At 62.0% G+C, this 22,477-nt stretch carries 30 protein-coding genes and 1 pseudogene; 17 read left to right on the forward strand and 14 right to left on the reverse strand.

Translation table 11 applies throughout. The features are described from left to right. Positions 1-13: 13 nt before the first annotated feature. The 4 genes and pseudogenes from CKW35_RS05375 to CKW35_RS05390 all read right to left on the reverse strand — a co-directional run. Entirely contained in the window at positions 14-961 is a 948-nt protein-coding gene (locus CKW35_RS05375) for an ornithine cyclodeaminase family protein (RefSeq protein ID WP_060517810.1), read from the reverse strand. Then, the gene (locus CKW35_RS05380; RefSeq protein ID WP_095115370.1) at positions 958-1,959 is read right to left on the reverse strand and encodes a threonine/serine dehydratase; all 1,002 of its coding nucleotides are present in this window, start codon (positions 1,957-1,959) and stop codon (positions 958-960) included. The genes CKW35_RS05375 and CKW35_RS05380 overlap by 4 nt, the downstream gene beginning before the upstream one ends. A 104-nt stretch (positions 1,960-2,063) precedes the next feature. Beyond that, complete coding sequence (locus CKW35_RS05385) at positions 2,064-2,669, reverse strand: transcriptional regulator (protein ID WP_016487200.1); 606 nt, start codon at positions 2,667-2,669, stop codon at positions 2,064-2,066. Between the two features lie 449 nt (positions 2,670-3,118). Then, a pseudogene (locus CKW35_RS05390) lies at positions 3,119-3,649 on the reverse strand (alpha/beta hydrolase family protein); the annotation flags it as partial. Between the two features lie 25 nt (positions 3,650-3,674). Here CKW35_RS05390 and CKW35_RS05395 point away from each other — a divergent pair. The 5 genes from CKW35_RS05395 (at position 3,675) to CKW35_RS28245 (ending at position 5,319) form a co-directional block, all read left to right on the forward strand. Continuing rightward, positions 3,675-3,860: a hypothetical protein gene (locus tag CKW35_RS05395; protein WP_016487198.1), complete on the forward strand. Its 186-nt coding sequence runs from the start codon at positions 3,675-3,677 to the stop codon at positions 3,858-3,860. 10 nt (positions 3,861-3,870) lie between these two features. Further along, entirely contained in the window at positions 3,871-4,230 is a 360-nt protein-coding gene (locus CKW35_RS05400) for a protocatechuate 3,4-dioxygenase subunit alpha (protein WP_023047397.1), read from the forward strand. 143 nt (positions 4,231-4,373) lie between these two features. Further along, a complete protein-coding gene (locus CKW35_RS28440) occupies positions 4,374-4,691 on the forward strand; it encodes an alpha/beta fold hydrolase (RefSeq protein ID WP_197708363.1) in 318 nt (105 codons plus the stop codon). Continuing rightward, positions 4,681-5,070, forward strand: a complete 390-nt coding sequence (locus CKW35_RS28445; RefSeq protein WP_218192383.1) for an alpha/beta fold hydrolase — start codon at positions 4,681-4,683, stop codon at positions 5,068-5,070. The genes CKW35_RS28440 and CKW35_RS28445 overlap by 11 nt, the downstream gene beginning before the upstream one ends. 90 nt (positions 5,071-5,160) lie before the next feature. Then, positions 5,161-5,319, forward strand: coding sequence for a hypothetical protein (locus CKW35_RS28245; RefSeq protein ID WP_159971666.1), 159 nt, complete (start codon positions 5,161-5,163; stop codon positions 5,317-5,319). 209 nt (positions 5,320-5,528) lie between these two features. Here CKW35_RS28245 and CKW35_RS05410 read toward each other — a convergent pair whose 3' ends face one another. Further along, entirely contained in the window at positions 5,529-5,945 is a 417-nt protein-coding gene (locus CKW35_RS05410; protein ID WP_371855219.1) for a 2Fe-2S iron-sulfur cluster-binding protein, read from the reverse strand. A gap of 131 nt (positions 5,946-6,076) precedes the next feature. On the opposite strand from CKW35_RS05410, the gene CKW35_RS05415 reads away from it, so the two are divergent. Together CKW35_RS05415 and CKW35_RS28330 are read left to right on the forward strand one after the other, a co-directional pair. After that, the gene (locus tag CKW35_RS05415; RefSeq protein WP_016487194.1) at positions 6,077-7,063 is read left to right on the forward strand and encodes a DNA-binding protein; all 987 of its coding nucleotides are present in this window, start codon (positions 6,077-6,079) and stop codon (positions 7,061-7,063) included. Positions 7,064-7,118: 55 nt separating this feature from the next. Beyond that, positions 7,119-7,283 (forward strand): DUF6021 family protein, encoded by a 165-nt coding sequence (locus CKW35_RS28330; protein WP_016487193.1) that lies wholly within the window; start codon positions 7,119-7,121, stop codon positions 7,281-7,283. Between the two features lie 94 nt (positions 7,284-7,377). On the opposite strand, the gene CKW35_RS05420 is transcribed toward CKW35_RS28330, so the two are convergent. From CKW35_RS05420 to CKW35_RS05435, 4 genes are all read right to left on the reverse strand, one after another. After that, positions 7,378-7,629 carry a hypothetical protein gene (locus CKW35_RS05420; protein ID WP_023047394.1) on the reverse strand — a complete coding sequence of 84 codons (252 nt, stop codon included), beginning with the start codon at positions 7,627-7,629 and terminating at the stop codon, positions 7,378-7,380. A gap of 8 nt (positions 7,630-7,637) precedes the next feature. Beyond that, positions 7,638-8,138: a DUF4142 domain-containing protein gene (locus tag CKW35_RS05425; RefSeq protein WP_023047393.1), complete on the reverse strand. Its 501-nt coding sequence runs from the start codon at positions 8,136-8,138 to the stop codon at positions 7,638-7,640. Positions 8,139-8,301: 163 nt separating this feature from the next. Next, a complete protein-coding gene (locus CKW35_RS05430) occupies positions 8,302-8,811 on the reverse strand; it encodes a GNAT family N-acetyltransferase (protein WP_023047392.1) in 510 nt (169 codons plus the stop codon). Positions 8,812-8,828: 17 nt separating this feature from the next. Beyond that, positions 8,829-9,542, reverse strand: a complete 714-nt coding sequence (locus tag CKW35_RS05435) for an MgtC/SapB family protein (protein ID WP_023047391.1) — start codon at positions 9,540-9,542, stop codon at positions 8,829-8,831. A 395-nt stretch (positions 9,543-9,937) separates the two neighbouring features. Between CKW35_RS05435 and CKW35_RS05440 the strand changes: the two genes are divergently transcribed. Next, positions 9,938-10,405, forward strand: a complete 468-nt coding sequence (locus CKW35_RS05440; RefSeq protein ID WP_016487188.1) for a sterol desaturase family protein — start codon at positions 9,938-9,940, stop codon at positions 10,403-10,405. 117 nt (positions 10,406-10,522) lie between these two features. Here CKW35_RS05440 and CKW35_RS05445 read toward each other — a convergent pair whose 3' ends face one another. Further along, positions 10,523-11,416 (reverse strand): bile acid:sodium symporter family protein, encoded by an 894-nt coding sequence (locus tag CKW35_RS05445; RefSeq protein ID WP_016487187.1) that lies wholly within the window; start codon positions 11,414-11,416, stop codon positions 10,523-10,525. Between the two features lie 184 nt (positions 11,417-11,600). On the opposite strand from CKW35_RS05445, the gene CKW35_RS05450 reads away from it, so the two are divergent. From CKW35_RS05450 to CKW35_RS05490, 9 genes are all read left to right on the forward strand, one after another. Next, positions 11,601-12,464, forward strand: a complete 864-nt coding sequence (locus CKW35_RS05450) for a Dyp-type peroxidase (protein ID WP_016487186.1) — start codon at positions 11,601-11,603, stop codon at positions 12,462-12,464. Positions 12,465-12,552: 88 nt separating this feature from the next. Then, entirely contained in the window at positions 12,553-13,464 is a 912-nt protein-coding gene (locus CKW35_RS05455; protein ID WP_070086405.1) for an aldo/keto reductase, read from the forward strand. Positions 13,465-13,468: 4 nt separating this feature from the next. Next, positions 13,469-14,752 (forward strand): NTP/NDP exchange transporter, encoded by a 1,284-nt coding sequence (locus CKW35_RS05460; RefSeq protein ID WP_070086404.1) that lies wholly within the window; start codon positions 13,469-13,471, stop codon positions 14,750-14,752. A 147-nt stretch (positions 14,753-14,899) separates the two neighbouring features. Next, positions 14,900-15,082, forward strand: a complete 183-nt coding sequence (locus CKW35_RS05465) for a general stress protein (protein WP_016487183.1) — start codon at positions 14,900-14,902, stop codon at positions 15,080-15,082. Between the two features lie 60 nt (positions 15,083-15,142). Continuing rightward, positions 15,143-15,340 carry a hypothetical protein gene (locus CKW35_RS05470; protein ID WP_016487182.1) on the forward strand — a complete coding sequence of 66 codons (198 nt, stop codon included), beginning with the start codon at positions 15,143-15,145 and terminating at the stop codon, positions 15,338-15,340. Between the two features lie 20 nt (positions 15,341-15,360). Further along, the gene (locus CKW35_RS05475; protein WP_070086403.1) at positions 15,361-16,692 is read left to right on the forward strand and encodes an iron-containing redox enzyme family protein; all 1,332 of its coding nucleotides are present in this window, start codon (positions 15,361-15,363) and stop codon (positions 16,690-16,692) included. Continuing rightward, the gene (locus CKW35_RS05480; protein WP_060517798.1) at positions 16,692-17,645 is read left to right on the forward strand and encodes a class I SAM-dependent methyltransferase; all 954 of its coding nucleotides are present in this window, start codon (positions 16,692-16,694) and stop codon (positions 17,643-17,645) included. Before CKW35_RS05475 ends, CKW35_RS05480 begins: the two co-directional genes overlap by 1 nt. 6 nt (positions 17,646-17,651) lie before the next feature. Beyond that, the gene (locus CKW35_RS05485) at positions 17,652-18,758 is read left to right on the forward strand and encodes a carboxylate-amine ligase (protein ID WP_095115374.1); all 1,107 of its coding nucleotides are present in this window, start codon (positions 17,652-17,654) and stop codon (positions 18,756-18,758) included. Positions 18,759-18,814: 56 nt separating this feature from the next. Beyond that, positions 18,815-19,402: a nucleosidase gene (locus tag CKW35_RS05490; protein WP_095115376.1), complete on the forward strand. Its 588-nt coding sequence runs from the start codon at positions 18,815-18,817 to the stop codon at positions 19,400-19,402. Positions 19,403-19,412: 10 nt separating this feature from the next. Here CKW35_RS05490 and CKW35_RS05495 read toward each other — a convergent pair whose 3' ends face one another. From CKW35_RS05495 to CKW35_RS05510, 4 genes are read right to left on the reverse strand one after another with little or no spacing between them, the layout of a single operon-like run. Continuing rightward, positions 19,413-20,072, reverse strand: a complete 660-nt coding sequence (locus CKW35_RS05495; protein WP_060517794.1) for a glycosyltransferase family 2 protein — start codon at positions 20,070-20,072, stop codon at positions 19,413-19,415. Beyond that, on the reverse strand, positions 20,069-20,668 hold the full coding sequence (locus CKW35_RS05500) for a bifunctional 2-polyprenyl-6-hydroxyphenol methylase/3-demethylubiquinol 3-O-methyltransferase UbiG (protein ID WP_016487176.1): 600 nt from the start codon (positions 20,666-20,668) through the stop codon (positions 20,069-20,071). Before CKW35_RS05500 ends, CKW35_RS05495 begins: the two co-directional genes overlap by 4 nt. Positions 20,669-20,679: 11 nt before the next feature. Further along, positions 20,680-21,435: a PIG-L deacetylase family protein gene (locus tag CKW35_RS05505; RefSeq protein ID WP_095115378.1), complete on the reverse strand. Its 756-nt coding sequence runs from the start codon at positions 21,433-21,435 to the stop codon at positions 20,680-20,682. After that, positions 21,432-22,475: an acyl-CoA dehydrogenase family protein gene (locus tag CKW35_RS05510; RefSeq protein WP_060517792.1), complete on the reverse strand. Its 1,044-nt coding sequence runs from the start codon at positions 22,473-22,475 to the stop codon at positions 21,432-21,434. Before CKW35_RS05510 ends, CKW35_RS05505 begins: the two co-directional genes overlap by 4 nt. Positions 22,476-22,477: the final 2 nt, after the last annotated feature.

The following is a 22,477-nucleotide window of genomic DNA, read 5'->3' on the forward strand; positions in this document are numbered from 1 at the left end:
CTTCGCTGTCGCTTCAGGTGCCCAATGCAGCGAGGGCGCAGCTTGCGACTTGCGTGTCCTGCACTGCCACGCCGGTCAGGTCTGCCAGGGTGATCTGGCCGTCGTGCTCGCGCCCCTTGGCACGCCCGGCCAGCAGTGCCCCCAGTTCGATCAGCTGGTTCGCCTTTATCCGGCCACTGTCGAGCGCGTGGGCCACTTCGCCGTACTGGCTGCACTGGGCGACCGAGTCGACGATGATACGGTCCGCCCTGGCCACCAGTGCCGGGTCCAGTTCCTGCTTGCCAGGTGCATCGGCGCCGACGGCAGTGATATGCGTGCCCGGCTGGACCCACTCGCTGTGTAACAGCGGCTGGCGGGAAGGGGTGGTGCAGACAATCAGGTTTGCAGCGCCCGCAACTTCTGCCGCATCCTGCGTGCTGCGAACCTCGAAGCCCAGTTCACGGGCAAATGTCGCATAGGCCGCAAGCCCGCTTTCATGACGGCCCCAGACAACTACCTGGCGGCAATCGGTAACGGCGCGCAGCTGTTCAAGCTGCATCTGCGCCTGCATGCCGGTACCGAGGATGCCAATGGCCTTGACCTGGTCCGGCGCCAGCAGCCTGGCAGCAATACGCCCGGCCAGGGCGGTGCGCATGCCGGTCAGCCAGCCTTGGTCCTGCAGCAGCGCCAGCGGTTGCCCAGTGAGCGCAGACAGCACCAGCATCAGGCCATCGTTGCTCGGCAGGCCTTTGGCAGGGTTGTCATAAAAACCGGTTGAAAGCTTGACCGTGAAGGTCGGGCTGCCCTCGATATAGGCCGATTTCACACAGCAGTCACCGTTCGCCCCTGTAAATGCAAAGGCCTGCACGGGCGGCACCTGTACCGCGCCTTCGGAGTAGGCGATAAAGCCTTCCTCCAGCCTGCTTACCGCCAGCGCCGGGTTGAAGCTGGCGACGATCTGCGCCTTGCTGAAAACCTTCATCGAACGGCCTCCAGGAACTTTTCCAGCAGGATGTTACGGCCGCACAGGATCACGGCGACACGCTTGCCCTGGTAGCGCTTGGCGAGCTTTTGCATGCCGGCAACCGCGACGGCTGCAGCACCTTCGATGATCCAGCGTTCACTGCTGGCGATATCGCGCATGGCGGCGCGGATTTCGTCCTCGCTGACCAGCACGGTATCGGTGACCAGCGCCTGGCACAGCGGCAAGGTGATGGCGCCCGGCTCGACGCCGCCAGCCGTGCCGTCCGACAGCGTTTCCAGGGCGTCGACCTCGACAATTTCACCGGCCTTGATGGACTGCGCCAGGGCAGGGTCATTGGCCGGCCAGCAGCCAATGATCTCGGTGCCCGGGTTGAGCTTGCGCAGGGCGGCACCTATGCCGGCAATCATCCCGCCACCGCCTACGGCGACGAACACTGCGTCCAGGTCTGGTGCCTGCTCGAACAATTCCATGCCGATGGTGCCTTGACCGGCAATGACTTGCAGGTCGTTGTAGGGCGACACGAACGGTACACCCTGAGCCTTGGCTTGCCTGGCGGCTTCCAGCTCTGCACCCAGTGGGTCCGTAGGCAGGCAAAGCACTTCGGCGCCTAGGGTGCGCATCGCCTCGATTTTGTATGGCGAAGCCGAAGTGGCGGTGTACACAGTCACTGGCACACCTGCCGTTTTGCCGGCTAGTGCGAGCGCCTGCCCATGGTTGCCGGACGAGGCAGCGATAACCCCATGCTTGCGCACATCAACCGGCAGCAGGCGGATCTTGTTGCTGGCGCCGCGGAACTTGAACGAGCCGGTGTGTTGCAGGTGCTCGCATTTGAGCAGGACTTCGCAGCCGGTCAGTGCCGACAACCGCGCGCTGTGACTGAGGGGTGTGATACTGACCGCGGGGCGCAGTGCGCTGTGGGCTTCCTCAATAGACGTGTACAGTGCATCGAGGTCAACGGCATTGGCGGCAGTCGGTGAAGCAGTAGAGGCTGGCATGCTGCGCTCCTTATGGAATATATGTCCACGGTAGAATAATTATCCACGGTAGACAAGTCCCTGAGCGCAGCCACTTGCAGCTTCTTGCCGGTGTGAGCGTGCTGCTAGGTCTTGAGTTCTTTCAGGTACTTGTAAACGGTGGCCCGGCCCATGCTCAGCACGTTGGCCACATAGTCAGCCCCACTTCGCCCCTCGAATGCGCCTTCGGCATGCAGCGCCTGCACCAGGCTGCGCTTGTCTTTCATCTGCAGTGTCTGCAGCGAAAGGTTGCGCGCTTGTAGCCACGCATGCAGAAAGGTGTTGATACGTTCCTGCCAGTCGTTGCGGAACAACGCGTCAGGTTGCGGTACCAGCCGGCTCATCTGGAAGAACGCATCGAGCGCCACCCGGGCTTGCTCCAATACCGACACGTTCAGATTGATGCACATCAGGTGCTCGGCTTCGCCTTGTGCGTTGCGTAGCACGGTGCTGATGGAGCGGACCTTCTGGCCGTTCCAGTTCAGCTTCTCGTAGGGGCCCAGGTTGGCGCCCTCGAGCAAATCGCCCAGTTCGTGATCAATCGCCGAATCATCGCCCAGCTTGCGTTGGGAGAAGTTGTTGGCGATGTGCACGACGGTCTGGCTGCGCAGCTCATGGACGATGACTTCAGCGTGCGGATACAGCAGCAGGGCGATGCTGTCGGCGATTGCTTTGTAGTTTTCCAGGGTCATTTTTTGTCGGTGATCAGTGCTGGACGCCCATGGTGGCGGCAAAGCGTAACCGGCACAAGGTGGCGCTATTGCAGCGTGCGTACGTTGACAAAGCCCTCGAAACTGAAAGCCTGAAAGCAGTTGGCATAAACTTTCAATAAAAACAAGAGCTTGGAATTTTGGCGCTTAACGTTTCACAGATTCAGTTTTCATCCAGAAGGGGGGTAGGCCGCCAGGAAGGTCTCAGACACTAAATTTCTGAAGTTGCGCCTTGATAGTGCATAGCGGTGATGCAATTTTTCCATATGTTCTCTGCGACTGGGAATGCGAGAAGGGAGCTTGGAGCAGTGACTGACATAGCAACGATGCTGCGTTTGATTGGGTGGCAAGCGGGAGTAACTGAATGCTGTATTGAAAACGGCAGGCTGACGTGCCTGCCGTTGGCGTGATCGACCTCGTTACCGAGACATTCAGGCTACTCGGCCGCCGAGGGTCTCAGCGACCCAGTCTGCAATGTATTGGCCGGCATTCATGCTGTTGTCGAAGCTCGCGTGCTGCACGCCGCCTTCGCGCTCCGTGAAGATTTTCAGCTCACGCTTGGGACTGTTTACCAGCTGCTCATAAGTACGGTGCGCCCACTTGAGCGGAATCTGTGAGTCCTTCTCGCCGTGGGTGACCAGGAAAGGCACCTTGATTCGGTCCAGCACGCCATCGAGATGGACGTTCTCGGCGATGATCATGAATTCGTCCATGTCCTTGGCGCCCCAGACCCAACGCACATGCGCCCAATAATGCGGCACAGGGAAGTCGCCCTCTTTTTCCTGGCGACGCTTCTGCACGTCGCGCCAGTCGTGGTTGGCGCCCCACGACACACCACAGGCGAAACGTGGCTCGAAAGCGACGGCGCGCGGGCAGTAGTACCCGCCCAACGAAACGCCTTAGATGCCGATACGATTGGCATCGACATCCGCGCGGGTTTCCAGCCAGTCCACCACGCTTGAGCACGATCCGCAGGTTCTGACACGTATGACGCATGCCGAATATGTGCGACTGGGTGGGGCCGAAAGCGTTGAACAGATCATGTGGCTGGCGATGCGAGGTGCCGCTGAGGGGCCCCTTCGTAAAGTGCATCAGAACTACTATCTCGCAACGACCACGGCCATGACCGCGGTGCTCTATGAAACGCTGGAACCTTCAGCTAAAGACAACTAGGAGCTATCACATGAATCCACAGGTCGTTGGCATGGAAGAGATTGGTGGCACCTATGTGTTTGATCTTCGGGTCAGCAACAAGGCGCTCAAGTTGAATCGCTTCTTTTGGAAAATGATCGGCACAGAGTGGCGAGCGCGTTATCTGCAGGACGCCGAGAGCCTGATGACTGAGGCCGGTCTCGACGCGTGTGAGAAAGACTTGGTACGCCGTCGTGACTGGCTGGGGTTGGTCCAGTATGGTGCAAACTTTTTCGTCGTCGAAAAGTTCGCCCGGGTTGCCAAGATGAGCAATATGCAGGTTTACGCGATCATGCGTGGCGAGTCCTATGAGGACTTTCTCAACACCCGTCGCGTTCCCGATATGCGCTGATCCCGGTATCGGACTGACCGCGAAACAGGAAAGCGAACACTCCGCTGATTATTGAGATGCCCGCGGCTTCGAAAGGCGAAGACGCACCATGGGCGCTGCCTGGCAAATGAGATGCTTATTGCCCTCTGATTGGGAAACCGAAAATGAAGCAAAGTCTGTATTTGTTATCCGGGCTGTTGTGTGACGAGGTTGTCTGGCGTGCCCAGATCGACGCGCTGCAAGAGCGGGCGGATGTACATGCCCTCGACTTCAAGGGTTACCACAGTATTACGGCGATGGCGCAGCGGGTACTGAATGACGCGCCGGACAGGTTCGCGCTGGCTGGCCATTCCATGGGCGCGCGGGTAGCGCTGGAGGTCCATCGGTTGGCGCCGCATCGGGTCGACCGCCTGGCGTTGCTCGATACGGGGACTCACCCGGCCCGCGAGGGGGGAAGCGAAGTCACGGCAGGTGCTGATTGACCTGGCTCGCGAGCATGGCATGGCGGCAGTGGCGCAACGCTGGCTCGCGCCGATGCTGCACCCGGCGCATGTCGATGACCCGGGCATCATGAGCCCATTGCTGGCGATGGTCGAACGCATGAGTTTCGATACGCTGTCAGGCCAGATCAAGGCGTTGCTGGAGCGACCGGATGCTGGCGAGCATTTGCGCACGATTCAATGTCCAGTGTTGATCGGGGTGGGTCGAGAGGATGCCTGGAGTTCGCTTGCGCAGCATCAGGTGATGGCCCAGCAAGTACCTCATGCGCGGTTGGTGATTTTTGAACGCTGCGGCCACATGGCCCCTTTTGAGGCACCGGAGGCTGTCAATGCGGCCTTGCGGGTTTGGCTACAAGACTAGCTTCAAGACTAGCTTCGAAGTGCTTCGGGGCAGGTTACTGTCCGAACGAACGATATTGTTTAGGGCGATATCGCCCTTGAGAGAGTTGGGATGAACGAAGCCGAATTGATGAATGAGATGCGGATTGAGCATGCCTGCACTCGCCTGATCAAACGTTTTGCATTACTTAACGATGCGGGGGACTACGAGAACCTGGCTTATGCATCGGCAGCGCAAGCGGAGGCCCAATGGCATCCCCGCCCCATCTGATTGGCACCTTCAGGGATAAACTGCGTCTGGTCAAAGGCCATTGGCTGTTCAGTGAGCGCCTCGGTCAGGTAGACCTGGAGATCGCCGGGTAGCTGTGTAAACCCATCACGTATTTCCCATTTGGAGCGCACTACCGGTTTTCCTGACAAGCCTTCACAAAGGCGCCCTCTGCTAAGCCGGTGTAGGCTCATGGCAGAGGGCGCTATGGGTCAACGGTCGAGCACCAGGCAGGCGCTGCGCGAGCGAGAGCAGCAGGGCGTGAACTGATCGTTGCGTGCGCGCTCTTGTGCAGTCAGGAAACTCTCCAGGTGTTCCGGCTCGCCATCTAGCTCGCCATCTAGCTCGCCATCTATCTCGCCGGTAAAACAGGTGCCGCAGATACCCTGTTCACAGGCAAGGGGCACGCACACTCCGGCGTCCTCCAGCACTTCAGAGACGCTGCGATCAGCTGGCACCTGCAGAGTCAAGCCGCTGTGGGCCAAACGTACTGCGGCGCGTTGTGCATCATTTGTTCTTGCGAGCGGGCGCAATTGTCGGTTGTGCGTTCTGCCTCGAGCAGCCGGTCGATGACGCGCCGCGACTGCACGCAACATTTGGTTGAGGGCGCCACACCGCCCGAACACCATATTTTGCCTATCACATGCGATAAGCCGTGATTATTCCACCTGAGGAAATGTTTGCAGGCGTGGTCTGTTATCGCCATAATTGGTACGTAATTACATGTTACATAACACAGTACAAAATCGTAGGAGCAAGCATGGCCCGGGGCGGTATCAACAAGGTGGTAGTGCAGCAGGCGCGTCAGGCGCTGATTGCCCGGGGGGAGAACCCCAGCATCGATGCCATACGTATCGAGCTGGGCAATACCGGCTCCAAAACCACAATTCACCGTTACCTGAAGGAGTTGAACGGCCAGCAGCCGGTGGCTTCTGAAGGTGGCGTGGCGCTCAGTGATGTGTTGAGCCGCCTGGTCGGGCAATTGGCAACGCAGTTACAGGACGAGGCCGACCTGAAGATCGAGCAGGCCGAGAGCACGTTCACGCAACAGCGGGAAAAACTTGAGGCGCAGCTTGAAATTGCCCAGCAAGCCCTGGCTGCAGCGCATCAGCAACACAAGATCGATGCAGCGGCCTTGGCCGCCGAGACAGAAAAACTGCTGTCCACACAAAGCACGCTGCAGGCCGAACAGCTACGCAGTGCCAGCCTCAACCAGTCGCTGGGTGAATTGCAGGTGCGCCTGGCTGACAAGGACGAACAGGTCAAGTCGCTGGAAGACAAGCACCGCCATGCCCGTGATGCGCTGGAACACTATCGCAATGCCAGCCGTGAACAGCGCGAGCAGGAACAGCGCCGCCACGAAGCGCAGTTGCAGCAGATGCAGGTGGAGGTGCGGCAGCTGCAACAGGGCATGATCGTCAAACAGGACGAACTCACCCGCCTGCACCGGGACAACGAGCGGTTGCTGGGTGAGCACCGCCAGGCTGCCAGTGAGTGCCGGGCGCAGGAAGAGTTGCTGGAACAACGCGATGCGCAGATTCAGGGCTTGCGCACGATTCTGGCCCAGGCCCAGGGCGCCAGTGAGGAAATGCGCCGGCAGCTGGATGTGCAAGCGCAGAGCCTGGAGCACAGGCGCGATGTGTGCGCTGAACAGGCGCGGCAGTTGCAGCGGTATGAGGAGCAGCTGAAGGAGCGTGATCAGGCGCTGGCGCACTGTCGCGCGCAACTGGCTCCCGCCGCAGATTAATCAAACTTTCTGTGGCTGGCGCGTTCTTCCTTTGACACTCACGGGAGAAAACGCCATGCAGCCATCTGAGCCAGAACGCAAAGAAGGGCCTCACTCGACGGAGCAGGCCGACAAACCGGACGATCTTGGTTTCGACCCTGATTCCCCGGATCTTGACGACCCGCAGGTGGATCCGCAAGGGCCGGCCAAGGCGCCTGGAGACATCGAAAAGAACACGTGAGGGTGTTGGCCCGCCCACTCAAACAGAGCCCCTGCTAGCTCAATGAGCTAGCAGGGGCTCCATGAGAGCGGCCTTTTGGCCCGACGGCCGGTATTCAGGATTCGGCTTGTCGCGCGGCTTCGACACCCGCTGCCGACAGCTTGATCGGGTAGTGCACGCTGACCTGCTGGTCACTGCCCACGACCACGCTGCCGTCGTGAATCAAGCCGGCCTCCTGCAGCGTCTTCAGTACGTCAGCCACCGCCTTCTCACCGCGGTAGTTGTCCAGCACTTCCTTGCCCAGCCCTTGCGGATGCGAATGCAGCAGGCGGGTAAGGACTTCTGTTTTCAGTGCATCGTTGCTCATCGAGGGCCTCACTTGGCGTGCTTGGCCTGAAGCGCCTTGGCATGCTCCAGGTGCTGTTCGAGTTTTGGCAGGGTTTCGCTGGCGAAGGCCTTCAGCTCGGCCTTGTCGGACGATGCAGCCTCTTTCTTGAACAGTTCGACCGCTTTTTCGTGAGCATCAACCTGGTTGTTGATGTACGACTTGTCGAATGATTCATCACGCCATTCCAGGATCATCTTCTTGACCTTGTCGGTCATGGCCGCGTCATCCGGAACGGAAATATCCAACTTGCGGGCGATGTCGCCGAGCTTCTGGTTCGCCTGGGTGTGGTCAGTGACCATTTGCTGGGCGAATGTCTTTATCTCGTCATTCTGGCTTTTTTCCTTAGCCAGGTTGCCGGTGACCACTTCGGCGATGCCGGCCTCGGTGGCCGCATCGACGAAGTCATCGGAGCTCGCCGCCAGTGCGTGCGCCGATGCCAGGCCCAACACCATGGAGAAACCAACGCGCTTGATGAAGAGATTGCTCATGCTTCACTCCTTAAACCGTGGGGCGACCTCAGTGTCGCGTACGGTTGAGGGTGAGAGTGAGGCAAAGGTTTAATTTTTTTCGCCACCGGTTTCGACCGCACCACGCGCCAACGCAGGGAAAACCGGCGAACACGGTATGGCCGTGCGCTCTGCACCCCAACGGTCAATGGGTCATGCAAAGACGCATGGCACAGCGCCCCTTCAGGCCCTGAGCGTGCTCACTGGCCAGCATACGCAGGAGTCGTTCGCCCAGCCGCTCCTCATCGATCACCTCAAACCCGAACCGTGCATAAAACGGCGCATTCCAGGGCACATCGACAAAGGTGGTCAACGTCAGCTCGCGGACATCTGCGCAACGCGCTACATCGATGATCTGCTGCAGCAATCGGCTACCGACGCCTTGCCCTTGGGCATCCTGACGCACCGATATCTCATGAAGGTGCAATGCCTGGCCCGCACGCCGCACGCACGCAAACCCTACAATCTGCCCGATCGGGTTTTCAGCAACCCAGCTACCACCGCCCGCGGCGAAAGCCCTGTGCGCAGCACAGTCCATCACATCGGCTTGGGCCAGCCAGGCCAGCGCCGGCCAGCCAGCAAAAGCCTGGGCTGCCGAACGCTCCACGTCCGGCAGGTATTGGATATCGTGCTCAAGGGTAGGGCGGATAAGCATGAAGCACTCCTGTCGTGCTAGTCGGCCGCCAACACGTGCGGCTGTAATTGCCAGCGCACCGAGCTGACGCCTTTTTCCAGGCTGACCCGGCTGACCAGCCGCTCCAGTTGAGCCGGTGCCTGTGCGGTACCCAGCAGCTCGGCGCGCACTTCCAGGCGTGCAGGGCTGTCCAGGTCTGCGCTTTGCAGCGACTGTAACCGCAGCTGCGGATCACCCAGGCTATGCAGCATCAGGCTGCGCACCTGGATTTCGTCCTCGGCGCGGCAGACGATGCGCACCTCGAAGTGTTGCTCCACCTCGCTGGCAGGCACTACGTCTTGACGGTCCAGGCGCTGGGCGATGTCCCGCAAGAGGATATTGGCGCACAGCACCACCAGGCTGCCCAGTGCCGCCTCCAGCACCAGCCCAAGGCTGCACAGCACACCGACCGCAGCCGTGCACCACAAGGTAGCCGCCGTGTTCAGGCCGCGCACGTTAAAGCCATCGCGCATGATCACGCCACCACCGAGAAAGCCGATGCCCGACACTACATAGGCGGCAACGCGCGAGGCATCGGCAGGCGCCATGCCTGGCACTGCCTGGGTCATCAGCACGAACAGACAGGCACCCGTACTCACCAGCGCATTGGTGCGCAGCCCGGTCAGGCGTTGACGCAATTGCCGTTCGGCACCGATCAGTGCCCCCAGCAGCAGGGCAATGCTGACGCGCAGCAAAAAAACTTTCCAATCCATAGCAAACCTCTTCCGCGGGCAAACACCCGCATGAACGCCATCTGTTGGCGTGGTTGAAAAACCAGAAAAATGCGCAGGACCACGAGGAGAGGAGGAGAAGCGGGGTTAAAGGAAACCACCGTCTTGCCAGGGCGGCCAGACAGTGCAGGACACTGCCGGGCTAGCGCACCACGTGGGCCTGTCGCAAGCGACTGGGGCTACTGTCCAAGGCAGGTCTCCTGTTGAGCAAAGCAAAATTGCGCTGCGGACCATACGCCGCGTGGCAGAGCAGGTCAAGGGCGAAAACATGACAATGGCTTCATGGGTGAATGGTTTGCAACGGTCATCCCTGCATGGAAAAAAACCTGGGTTGACGGTACCCTTGCGCCTCCCGTTGCCATCACCCGGACTGTTTCATGCTGTTCAATCTCGCCGTATTGTTCGGCACCTTGGTGGCCATGGAGGGCGTTGGCACGCTGGCTCACAAGTACATCATGCATGGCTGGGGCTGGTGGCTGCACCGCTCGCACCATGAGCCACACTTGGGCATGCTCGAGACCAACGACCTGTACCTGCTGGCGTTGGGGCTCATCGCCACGGCGTTGGTCGCCTTGGGCAAGGCTGGTTATGCACCCTTGCAATGGGTTGGCGGCGGCGTGGCAGGGTACGGCATGTTGTATGTCCTGGCCCATGACGGGTTCTTTCACCGGCATTGGCCGCGCAAACCACGGCCGGTCAACCGCTACCTCAAGCGACTGTATCGTGCGCACCGTTTGCACCATGCAGTGAAAGGGCGCACCGGGAGTGTGTCGTTCGGTTTTTTTTATGCGCCGCCTTTGAAAGTGTTGAAGCAGCAATTGCGCAGCAAGCGCAGCCAGCAGTGACAACCTGGTTTTGCCTCTTGTGGGGGCGGGCTTGTCCCGCGAACACCGGCAAAGCCGGTGCCATACACCGCGTTGCCTGCTTCGCGGGACAAGCCCGCTCCCATACCAGTCACTGCTTCAATTCACTGTTTCCCCTTTGGGCGCTGCCGCCACGTGCCCGCGGCTGACCCACCAGCCAAAACCTGCCGCCGTGAAGAACATGATCAGGCTGTACAGCGCCGCGGGCACCGCCATGGTTGCGTTGTTCAGCAATGAAGGGCTGAGCGCCAAGGCAATCGCCAGCGTGCCGTTGTGAATGCCGATTTCCATGCCAATGGCAATTGCCTGCCGCTTGGGAATATTCAACAGGCGCGGCACCCAGTAGCCCACGGCCAGGCTAAGCAGGTTGAACAGCAGGGCAGCCAGGCCCACCACCGGCGCGTACTCGACCACGGTCTGCCAATCCTTGGCCAGCGCCAGGACAATGGTAAAGGCCAGGAACAGCGCCGCCACCAGTTTCATCGGTTTCTGCATGCGTGCGGCAAAACCAGGGGCGTAACGGCGGATCAGCATACCCAGTGCGACCGGCAACAGGACAATGGCAAATACCTGCAAGACCTTGGCAAATTGCAGTGGAATGGCCTGGTCCGAGGCCATGAACCAGCTCAGCGACAGGTTCACCAGCAACGGCATGGTCAGAATCGCGATCAGCGAGTTCACCGCCGTGAGCGTGATGTTCAGCGCCACATCGCCATGGGCCAGGTGGCTGAACAGGTTGGCCGTGGTGCCGCCCGGCGAAGCTGCCAGCAGCATCAGCCCCACCGCCAGGGCCGACTCCAGGCCAAAGCCATTGGCGATCAGGAAGCACACCAGTGGCAACAGCAAGATCTGGCAGGCCAGGCCTACCACCACCGGTTTGGGGTATTTCACCACGCGCGCGAAATCGGCCAGGGTCAGCGACAGCCCAAGGCCGAGCATGATGATGCCCAACGCGAGCGGCAGAAAGGCGGTTAACAAGGGCGAGGCGGTCATGAGCGGTCTCTCGGGCGAAGGATCTCGAGGAGTGTAGGCTGGCGTTGATTGATAGCTAATTGCAAAGGGCCAGCTCTTGGTAACCGTTTGTTACCAACCGCAGCGATCAGCGAGGCTCCATGCCGCATTGCAGCGGGCCTGCAGGCGCAGTAGCATTCCGCTTTTGTCCGAGGATTAGCCTGTCATGCCGTTCCAGAAAGGGCTGCTTGCCACCCCGGTGCCGGCCCATGCCCGTCACCTGTTTTTCACCCTGCAGTCGCCCGAGGCGTTGCCTGCCGCTCTGGATGCCTTGCTGCAACAGGTCGATGGCGACCAACTGATCCTGGGGGTCGGCGCCCCGCTGGCCAAGGCCCTGGGCCGTGCAGTGCCAGGCCTGCGTGCTTTTCCGGTGCTGGACGCTGCTGTGGAGAACCCGAGCACCCAACATGCCCTGTGGCTGTGGCTGCGTGGTAACGAGCGCGGCGACCTGCTGCTGCGGGCCCAGGCCCTGGAACATCTATTGGCCCCGGCCCTGCGCCTGGCCGACAGTGTCGATGGCTTCCTGCACCGCGGCGGCCATGACCTGACAGGCTACGAAGACGGCACCGAGAACCCGGTGGACGAAGACGCCGTGCAGGCGGCCATTGCTGCCGATGGTTCCAGCTTTGCCGCGTTCCAGCTGTGGAAACACGACCTGGAGTACTTCAAGTCGCTGCCCCAGGCTGACCAGGACAACATCATGGGCCGCCGCCTGAGCGATAACGAAGAGCTGGACGATGCCCCCGAGTCCGCACACGTCAAGCGCACCGCCCAGGAAAGCTTTGCGCCGGAGGCGTTCATGGTCCGTCGCTCGGTAGCCTGGGCTGACCCGCGTGGCGCCGGCTTGGCCTTCGTTGCCCTGGGCCACAGCTTCGATGCGTTCGAAGTGCAGTTGCGGCGCATGAGCGGCCTGGAGGACGGTATCATCGACGGTCTGTACCGCTTCAGCCGGCCACTGACGGGCGGCTATTACTGGTGCCCGCCCATGGGCGAGACGGGTGTGGACCTGAGCCAGCTGCTACGAGCCTGATCACTTAACATCCAGATACAGAAACACCTGCCGGCCCGGTATGGAGCGGCTAGCCTTGAAAGTTTCCGCTTCATGACGGGAGCTTTCCATGTACGCACGTCGTGACGTCCTACGCGCAGGTGCCACGCTGGGGTTGCTGGCCGCCGCCAGCCCCTGGCTGCACGCCGCCGCCCCGGCGGGCTTGCTGACGCGCAAAATACCGTCCACCGGTGAAGCGTTGCCGGTGATTGGTGCCGGTACCTCCGGCAGTTTCGAAGTAGAAACCGGCTCGGCCCAGTATCAGCAATTGAAAGCGGTACTCAAGGCGTTTTTCGAAGGGGGCGGCCGGGTAATCGACACCTCGCCCAACTATGGCGGTGCCGACAGCATTCTTGGCCAGTTGCTGGAAGAGGGCGGCTGGCACCGGCAGTGCTTTATTGCCACCAAGATCGCCGCCGACAGCCGGGCCGACGCCGAAGCGCAATGGGCCGGCAGCCTGAGGAGCCTGCGTACCGACAAAGTCGATCTGCTGCAAATCCACAACCTGCGTGACTGGCAGACCCAACTGCCCTATGCGCGCGAACTGAAGCAGCAAGGCCTGACCCGTTATGTCGGCATCACTCATTATCTGAACAGTGGCCAGGACGACGTTGCCCGAATCGTGCGCAGCGAGCCGCTGGACTTCATCCAGATCAACTACTCCGTCAATGCCCCCGACGCCGCCCGCGAACTGCTGCCGCTGTGCCAGGACAGGGGCGTTGCGGTGCTGATCAACCGTGCCTTCGACGATGGCCGCCTGTTTGCCAAGGTCAAGGACCAGGCCTTGCCGGGCTGGGCCAGCGAAGCGGGCATCGGCAGTTGGGCGCAGTTGTTTCTCAAATTCGCCATCAGCCACCCGGCAGTGACCACGGTCATCCCCGCCACCGGCCGGCCTGATCGCCAGCTCGACCAGCTCAAGGCCGGGCATGAACCCATGCTCACCCAGGCGCAGCAACAGGCGCTGATCCAGCAGTTTGCCTGACATCATGCAAGCCTGGCGGCGGCGCCTTGTCCAAGGGCTGAACATGCAGCCCGGCGAGGGGCCGGCGGTAATCGCCGGCTTGCTGCTGTTCTACCTGCTGTTCACCGGTTACTTCATGCTGCGGCCGGTGCGCGAAACTATGGGTGTTGCGGGCGGCGTGGACAACCTGCAATGGCTGTTCACCGGCACCTTCATCGCCACCTTGGCGTGCCTGCCGCTGTTCGGCTGGCTGGCATCAAGGGTGCAACGCCGGCATATCCTGCCTTGGACCTACGGTTTCTTTGTCAGCAACCTGTTGATGTTCGCGGCACTGTTTGCCGGTAATTCGGACAATCTTTGGACAGCCAGGGCCTTTTACGTCTGGTTATCGGTGTTCAATTTGCTGACCATCTCGCTGGCCTGGAGCGTGCTCGCTGACCTGTTTTCCACCGCACAAGGCAAGCGGCTGTTCGGCCTGCTGGCAGCCGGGGCCAGCTTGGGCGGGCTAAGCGGCCCCATTCTCGGCACCTTGCTTGTCGCACCGTTGGGCCATTGCGGGCTGCTGATACTGGCGGCAGCGCTTTTGCTAGGCAGTATGGGTGCGGCCCTGTTCCTGCAACGCTGGCGAGTGCGCCACCCACTACCGCAACAGGCCGAGTCCCCGGGCTCGCGCCCCTTGGGTGGCAACCCGTTTACCGGCGCTACCGCCGTGCTGCGTTCGCCCTATCTGCTAGGCATTGCTCTGTTCGTGGTGTTGCTGGCCAGCGTCAGCACCTTCCTGTACTTCGAGCAGGCGCGCATCGTCAGCGAAACCTTCACCGACCGCACCCGGCAAACCCAGGTATTCGGCCTGATCGACACCGTGGTGCAGGCCCTGGCAATCCTCACCCAGGTATTGCTGACCGGGCGCCTGGCCCGGCGCTTGGGCGTCGGGGTGTTGCTGGTAGCTGTACCGCTGGTGATGGCAGCAGGGTTCCTGTGGCTGGCACTGGCACCGGTGTTCGCGGTATTCGTGGTGGTAATGGTAGTGCGCCGCGCCGGCGAATACGCGTTGGTGCGGCCAGGGCGGGAGATGCTGTTCACCGTGCTGTCCGCCGAGGACAAGTACAAAGCCAAGAATTTTATCGATACCGTGATCTACCGTGGCGGCGATGCCCTGAGCGGCTGGCTCAAGCGCGCGCTGGACGTGATGGGCGAGCACCCACAGCTGGCGATGCTGATCGGCGCAATCATTGCCGTGGGCTGGGCCGTGACGGGGGGCTGGCTGGGTCGGCAGCAGGCCCGCATGGATAACCCGCCGCACGACTGACAGGGGCGCCAAATATGGCATTGCCGCTTATTTAACGCCACCGGTCCGAACCCTTCGCAATAAAACGAATCCCCGCATATCGCCGAACTCCGAACTTGTGTACGGCAGCCTGCCGTGCATTTCGAAGTCATACGAGGTTTGAAGACCATGGCCACTAAAGACAACAGCCGTACCGGCAATCAAACAGGCAGCCAGGGCGGTAACAAAAACCCAGGCAACTTCGCCAACGACCGCGAAAAAGCGTCTGAAGCCGGGCGCAAAGGCGGGCAGTCCTCGGGCAGCCACACGCCCAGCGATCGCGAGTCGGGCCGCAAGGGCGGCCGTTCGTAAATGACCGACTTGCAGTGCCGGGACTGCCTGGCACTGCAATCAACCAGAGGGGGAGGCCCCATGCGACTGACTCCACTCATCATCCTGATGGGCTCGCTGACGATGCTCGGCGGCTGTTTCGACCGCGACAACGATCACCCTGGCAAGGATGGCGACCTCAGCAAGCCATCGCTGCAGATGCAACAACCCGACAGTAAACCGGCACCGCAGCCCGCGCCCGACCCTGAGCCGATGCCTGGTCAGAAACCGAGCCAGTAAGGCGCAATAAGGAGCACGGCATGAGGGTGATGAACCGCGACAACGCTTTAGCTTCGTCAATGATCGCTGGGCGGTCCAGCCTGCAACAGCGCTATGAGGCAATGCTGGCCGGCGAAGATGACGCCAGCGCCCTGTGGCTCGACGAGCAACTTGCACGTGCTGAACGCTTGCCGGATGACCTGCCAGACTCACCTTCGGATTTGCCTGCCTGGAGCGCCAGGTGTGCTGCCGATGTCGCCGCCGGCTACGCCGACTACCTGGAACAACGCCGGCAAGGCGCTCCACGCCGTTTCTTTGTCAATCGCGCTCACGCGCTGTGGTTTCTGCAGCAGGTCGCCCCGACCAAAGCGGTGGACGGTGCGTGGCTGCACGGCACGCTGTGCCACTGGCGCGACCCACGTTTTCACGGGTTGATCCGAACTTACCTGGAAGAGCTCGGCAACGGCGACCCGCGTAGCAACCATGTGTTGATCTATCAGCGCCTGCTGGGCCGCCTCGGGTGTGTCGAGGCAATGCCGCTTGACGAAGCACGCTACTTACAGGGTTGCCTGCAACTGGCCTTGGGGCACTGTTGCGACACCCACCTGCCTGAGGTCATTGGTTACAACCTCGGCTATGAACAACCGCCGCTGCACTTGCTGATTACCACCAGCGAACTGGCAGAACTGGGCATCGACGGCCACTACTTCCAGTTGCATGTGACGATTGACAATGCTGCCAGTGGCCACGCTCAACTATCGCTGCAGGCGCTGCGCCAGCTCTGCCCTCAGCATGACCAGAAGTCGTTCTACGCGAGGGTTCGCAACGGTTATCGCCTGAACGAGCTAGGTACTGCTGCGGCTGACCTTATCCGCCAGTTCGACCTGCAGGATGAATTGTTCGCCGCCTTGGAGCGCAAACGGGTTTATGGCCAATTCATGCATGCCGACCGTTGCCGCCTTGAACAGCGCACCGTCAACCAATGGCTGGCCACCCCTGGCGCCATGCCCGCGTTCGTTGCCGCGCTACAGGCCCAAGGCTGGATTCAGCGAGGCCAGGACCCGGCCCAGAGCCGCTGGTGGAAGCTGATCGAAGGGCCTGCAGCGGCAATGTTCGGCGTATTCAACAGTTATGAGAAACAACTGTGGCACGACTGGATTGCCGACACCTGGCGCCCCCCGATCCGCCGTGTAGCACCCGGTAGCTGGGGCCTGCCCGAATCCCCGGACGAAGCACACAGCGAAATGTCGGGTGACCGACCCGCAACGTTGATCGAGCGCATGGCCGGCAACCGCCACGCCACACCCGAGGGCCTGGCGGCGACCCGGGCATACATTCGCACCACCGGGCTGCTTCAGGAGGAACCCCGCTGATGAGGCTGACCGCCAGACAGTTCGAAGCCGATCAGGCATTGCTGCAGCTGGGCCAGCGGCTACGCGCCGACGGCTACCGATTTACCAGTGTGACACCTGCGACCCACACCCGCGTCAACGCCCGTGAGGGTTCCGGGCAGGCCAGCAACCTGCGCGACGTGTTCGGCTGGAGTCGGCCCTTCGCCCCGGGCCTGCTATCAACGGATGAATTGCAGTTGCTCGAACGCGCCCAGGTGCTGGTCCCGAAGGGTGACTTACTCGGCAGCTCAGTGCGCTGGTCCAGCCTGGACGACCTGCTGCTGGTGCATTCGGCGTTCCCCACCGATGGCAGCGATGCGGTGTTCTTCGGCCCGGACAGCTACCGTTTTGCCCAGGTCATTCACGAGCACCTGCAGCATAACCCCATGCCGGTGGAGCACGCAGTCGATATCGGCTGTGGCAGCGGGGTGGGCGCGTTGCTGATCGCGCGTGCGGCCCAGCATGCCCAGGTCAGCGCCGTCGACATCAACCCCTTGGCGTTGCGCTACGCTACGATCAACGCGGCGCTGGCGGGGGTGAGCAATGTGTCCGTAGTGGCCAGCGACCTGCTGGACGCCCTTACCGGTACGTTCGACCTGATTGTCGCCAACCCGCCGTACATGCTCGACCGTAGCGCCCGCACCTACCGCCACGGCGGCGGCGCCCTGGGCGCCGAACTGTCGCTGCGCATCGTTGAACAAGGATGCGAACGCCTGAGCCGCCACGGTACCTTGCTGCTCTACACCGGCGTAGCCATTGTCGATGGCCGCGATGCGTTGCTCGAAGCCATCCGCCTGCGCCTCGCAGGGCCACAATGGGCCTGGGTGTACCGGGAGATCGACCCTGACGTGTTTGGCGAGCAACTGGCCGAGCCGGGCTATGAGCAAGTCGAACGGATCGCCGCCGTGGCGCTCACCGTAACCCGTCATCGCTGAAGCAATATGGCCCGGGCCTGCACATTCGGCATCGAGGAAGAATACCTGCTGGTAAGGCTGGGCTCGGGACAGGTCCCGGCAGCACCATCGTCTGCGGTAATCGGGCGTTGCCGCGAAGCGCTGGGCCAATATTTTGTGCAGGAAATGTTCCGCAGCCAGATTGAGTTGGCCTCGCCGGTGTTCACCCACCTTCATGAAGCCCATGAGTTCTTCCAACTGCGGCGGCAGCGGCTGAGTCTTGCGCTGGCAGAGGAGGGAATTGGGCTGTACGGCGCGGCGAGCCACCCAAGCACCGCCTGGCTGCGGCAGAAGGCCGCTGCCCCGGCACATTACCAGCAACTGTTCGATGACTACCGGCATGTAGCCCAGCGAAGCCTGCTCAATGGTCTGCACGTGCACGTTGGCGTTCCGCCAGGTTGTGACCGCATGCAACTGATCAACCGCTTGCTGGTCTGGCTGCCGTTATTACTGGTGCTGAGCACCTCATCGCCTATGTGGGCGGGTCAGCAGACCGGCTACATGAGCTATCGCCGAGTGATTTGCGGGGAATGGCCGCACATGGGTTTGCCCGAAGCCTTGCCGGACTGGGCTGCCTATGAACGCTACCGCGCCTTGTTGCAGCGGACCGGTGCATTGGCTGTGGATGGCGACTTCTGGTGGGCCATTCGGCCTTCGCGGCGCTTCCCGACGGTGGAGTTGCGTATCTGCGATGGTTGCCCGCGACTGGAAGATACCCTGTGCATCGCCGCGCTGTTTCGCCATTTGGTAGAGCACAAGGTTACCGGTCGCCATGACCTGTTGCCCTGCAACCGTGAGCTTCGCTGGATCGCTCAGGAGAACTACTGGCGCGCCATGCGCTATGGGCGTCATGCACGGTTCATTGGTATGCACGAACAACAGCCAGTCACGGCTGAGGGCTGGCTTGGTCAGTTGCAGGCGCTGGTGCCGATCGACAGCGTGGATGCCGAGCGTGCTTGCCATCATGCACGGCACCTGCTGCGCGAGGGCACTCATGCCGACCAGCAGTTGCACTGCCTGACACAGGCTATCGCGAGCGGGGTCGGCAAGGCACAGGCGCTGCAAGCGGTGGTGGCCGCCGGGACTTGCAATTAGCCGAGGTTGGCCGACAATGGCCGCGCCCCTTGCAGCCACGCGGAAACACCTGCTCCATGATGCTGATCAAGCAATTCCCCGACATTTCCCTGGATGACACGCTGTTCGTCTTTGCCCTCGAGGCCGAGGCGGGAGAAGTCTTCACCGAGGTGAACACCGTGTTCACCGGCATTGGCAAAGTCAATGCGGCGATTGCACTGACCAAGGCGATTGCAACCCGCAGGCCCAGACTTGTCGTCAACCTTGGATCGGCTGGCAGCCAGCGCCACGGCAAAGGCCAGGTGGTGTGCTGCAACCGTTTCGTACAGCGTGACATGGACGTCACACCGCTGGGCTTTGCCCGATACGAGACACCCTTGTCGGATATCCCGGTAGTCCTGGAGCATGGCGCAGCAATCCCCGGGCTACCGTTGGAAACCTGTGGCAGCGGTGACAGTTTCGAGATCAACCATGGCGACGCGCTTTATGACGTGGTCGACATGGAAGCCTATGTGCTGGCGTTGATCGCACGCGGTGAAGGCATTCCGTTTGTGTGCCTGAAATACATTTCCGATGATGCCGGCAGCGATGCAGCAGGGGATTGGGCGGTGCAGGTTCACCTGGCGGCCGAGGCGTTCAAGCGGGTGCTGTTCAGCCAGGTGTGACCAAGCCTCATCACACCTGCGCCTGCAAACCCGCCAGATAGTCACCAAACCCTTCCCGGGCGCGGCTGTCGAGGCGGCTGCTGGTGGCCACGCTGTGCCTGGCGGTCCAGACAATCTGCGCGCCGCTGGCCTGAAGGTCGCTGACCAGCTGCACATCTTCATGCGCCGCGAGGGGCTGGAAGCCACCCACGCGTTGATAGGCAGCGGCGCACACACCCAGGTTCGCGCCGTGCACATGGCGATGGCCTTCGCGCGCTTCATAGCGGCTCTGGTACAGCTTGCGCAGGGCAGCTTTCTGCCAGGGCTGCCAATACTCGACATGCACGGTACCGCACACCACCTCGGCGCTGCAGGCCAGCTGCGACACCAGCCAGTGCGACGGCACCTGGCTATCGGCATCGGTGCACGCCAGCCACTGCGCACCACGCTCGACCATGTGCGCTGCGCCCACCCGGCGCGCCATGCCGACATTACCGGCATCCACCTCCAAAACCCGCACACCGAAGCGCCGCGCCACCGCGGCACTACCGTCGCTGCAACGGTCCAGCACCACCAACACGTCTACCCGGTGCCCCGCCTGTTGCGCTTGCATGGCAGCGACCAACACTGCCCGCAGGCAGCGCCCGAGGCGGCGGGCTTCGTTGTGCGCCGGAATGACCACGGCAATCATGGGCAGGTCTCGTCCAGGTCAACCACGCTGGGCTGGCAGGACCAGTATTCCAGTACGAAGTCTGCCTCTTCATGCCGGAACTGGTGATGCAGAGGCAGGTGCTGGGCCAGCATGCGATGCACTTCCCGTCCATCCTGTGGGCAACCCACGATGGGGTGTTTCCAGTGACAGGCGAGCAGGGCGCCGTCGTAGGTCAGGCTGGCCACCGATTGCTCGATGACCTGCAGCCAGTCTGTAGGATCGAGGTAGTAACCGACTTCGCTGAGCACGATCAGGTCGAAGCGCCCGCCCGGCCAGTCCGCTGGTAGCCGGGCCATTTCCACCGAGGCGTTGGGCACATCGACGAGGCGTTCGCGGGCCAGGCCTACGGCCGTTGGATCAAGGTCCTGGCACAGCAAGTCGGCGCAGCGATCGGCCAGCAACGCACTGAGCTCACCATTGGCACAGGCTGGCTCGAATACGCGCTGATAGCACTGGCGGGGCAGGCTGGCCATTACCAGCTCGCGTTTGCGCTTCTCGTACCAGCGGGTGCGAAAAGCCCAAGGGTCTTCATTGGTGGCGTACAGCTCGGCGAAATATTGCGGATCCAGGCTCATGACAGCTCCATTCACAGGAACACCAGTTCGAAAGGTTGCAGCAGACATTCCATCAAGCAGGCTGGCAGCACCGGCGGCTGCTCGGCGTCCGGCTCCAGCTGGCTGACGTGGGCGGCCAAGGCCTTGCGCTTGCGGGCCAGGCGGCTTTCATCGAGCTGCAGGCGGTGCGCACGCGGCCATGGCAGGCGCGGGTCATCGGGCTCGGCCCAGTGCCACGCCCACACCGGCACCTCTGCCAATTGCACCCCGCGGGCGGCCGCCGCGTGTGCCGCAGCTCGGCCTACGGCCTCGTGATCGCAGTGCCCATCATTACGCCAGGTGGCCATCAACAGGTCATCTGGCCGCAGCAACTGGGTGAGGTGACTGACCAGGAATGCCTCTTCGCGCGGTAACTGGCCGTCCTTCAGGTGCAGCCTGCGCCAGTCCAGATGGGTAAGGTCCAGGTCCAGCTGCAGCAGGGCCTGGCGGCTCTCTTGCGGCCGCTGTCGACGCAAACGGTGCTCGGTCCAGTGGCTGGAGCCGGGGTGGCTGCCTTCACCGTCGGTGGCGGAAATCAGCACCAGTTCATCCTCGCGTCCCTTGAAACCCGCCAGCAGACCACCTGCCATGAGGATTTCGTCATCCGGATGCGGCGCGATCAACACCAGCCGGCGCCCAGGTGGGCACAGCTGCATTGGATCGAGCCATGTAGCGCGGGCAAGATGCGCACCTTGCTGCCAGGCTGCCCAAGGCGTTCCGTTGGCGGACTGAATAAGGTTCTGGCTCATAGCTGCCACACCCCGGCCGGTAGTTGGGTGAGCTGATGGCCCAGCACCGCCAGATCGCGCTCGGCATGGCTCTGGCGCATGAATACCGGTAGGTCAGCGCACAGCCGGGCAAAATGGCTGCTGCGGCAGAATGGCGTGGCTCCCAGCGCTCGCCCAACGTGGCTGATCACGCGTTCCACGGCGTGTTCCACCTGGGCACGCGTGCGGCGCACTTCGAAGCTGGCATCTGCGCCAGGTTGCCGGTCGATCCAGGCCGCACATTCGCGCAGCGCCGCGCGGGCACCGTACAACGCAGCATCCACTGCCCCCAGGTGCGCATCGGCATGGGGGTCGGGGCGGGGCTTGCGGCAATGTTCGCGCAGGTAGTCTGCCAGTGCCTCGGCCGCGCCGTACCAGCAGGCAGCGATGCCCGCACCGCCATGCCAAAAGCCAGGGCGTGCCAGGTATTGGCCCGGCGTGCCGATGAGCGTGCCGGGGGTGTCGTTGAATGTCACCTCGACGCTGGCAGTTGTGGCCATGCCGACTGCTTGCCAATGTTCGATGCACAGCCCCTGGTTCGGCTGTGAAAGCTCGATCGCCACCAGTTGCGGCTGGTCCGCCTCATCCCAGGCAGTGATCAGCGCCCGGTCGATCTGCAAGGCCCCTGAACACCAGGCCTTGCGGCCTTGCAGGCGCACCTGGTCACCTTCGCGCGCCGTCACCTGCGCACGTGCATCGGGCGGCTCAGCGGCCCACACGCCCCAGATGCCGTCTACGGCGTGGTGGGCGGCGCCGCATTCAGCAAGGATGGCCAGGGCATCGGTGTGGCCTTCATAGAGCTTGGCCAGCGCCAGGTCGCAACCGGCCACACGGGCCAGGGTCTGCCAGCGGCGCAGTGTGTTGCCTTGGCCCGGCAATGGCAACAGGTCGAGATGGTCGGCGTGCAGCGCCTGGATCAGCTGCGGCAGTTGCGTATCGAGGTTAAGGGGTTGCTGGCGCTCGCCAAAGGTACGTAACAGGCGGTCGAGGGTGGTCAGGTTGAAGTCCTGAACGATGCTCATCA

The organism is Pseudomonas sp. Irchel 3F3, assembly GCF_900187545.1.
GTDB lineage: Bacteria > Pseudomonadota > Gammaproteobacteria > Pseudomonadales > Pseudomonadaceae > Aquipseudomonas > Aquipseudomonas fortuita.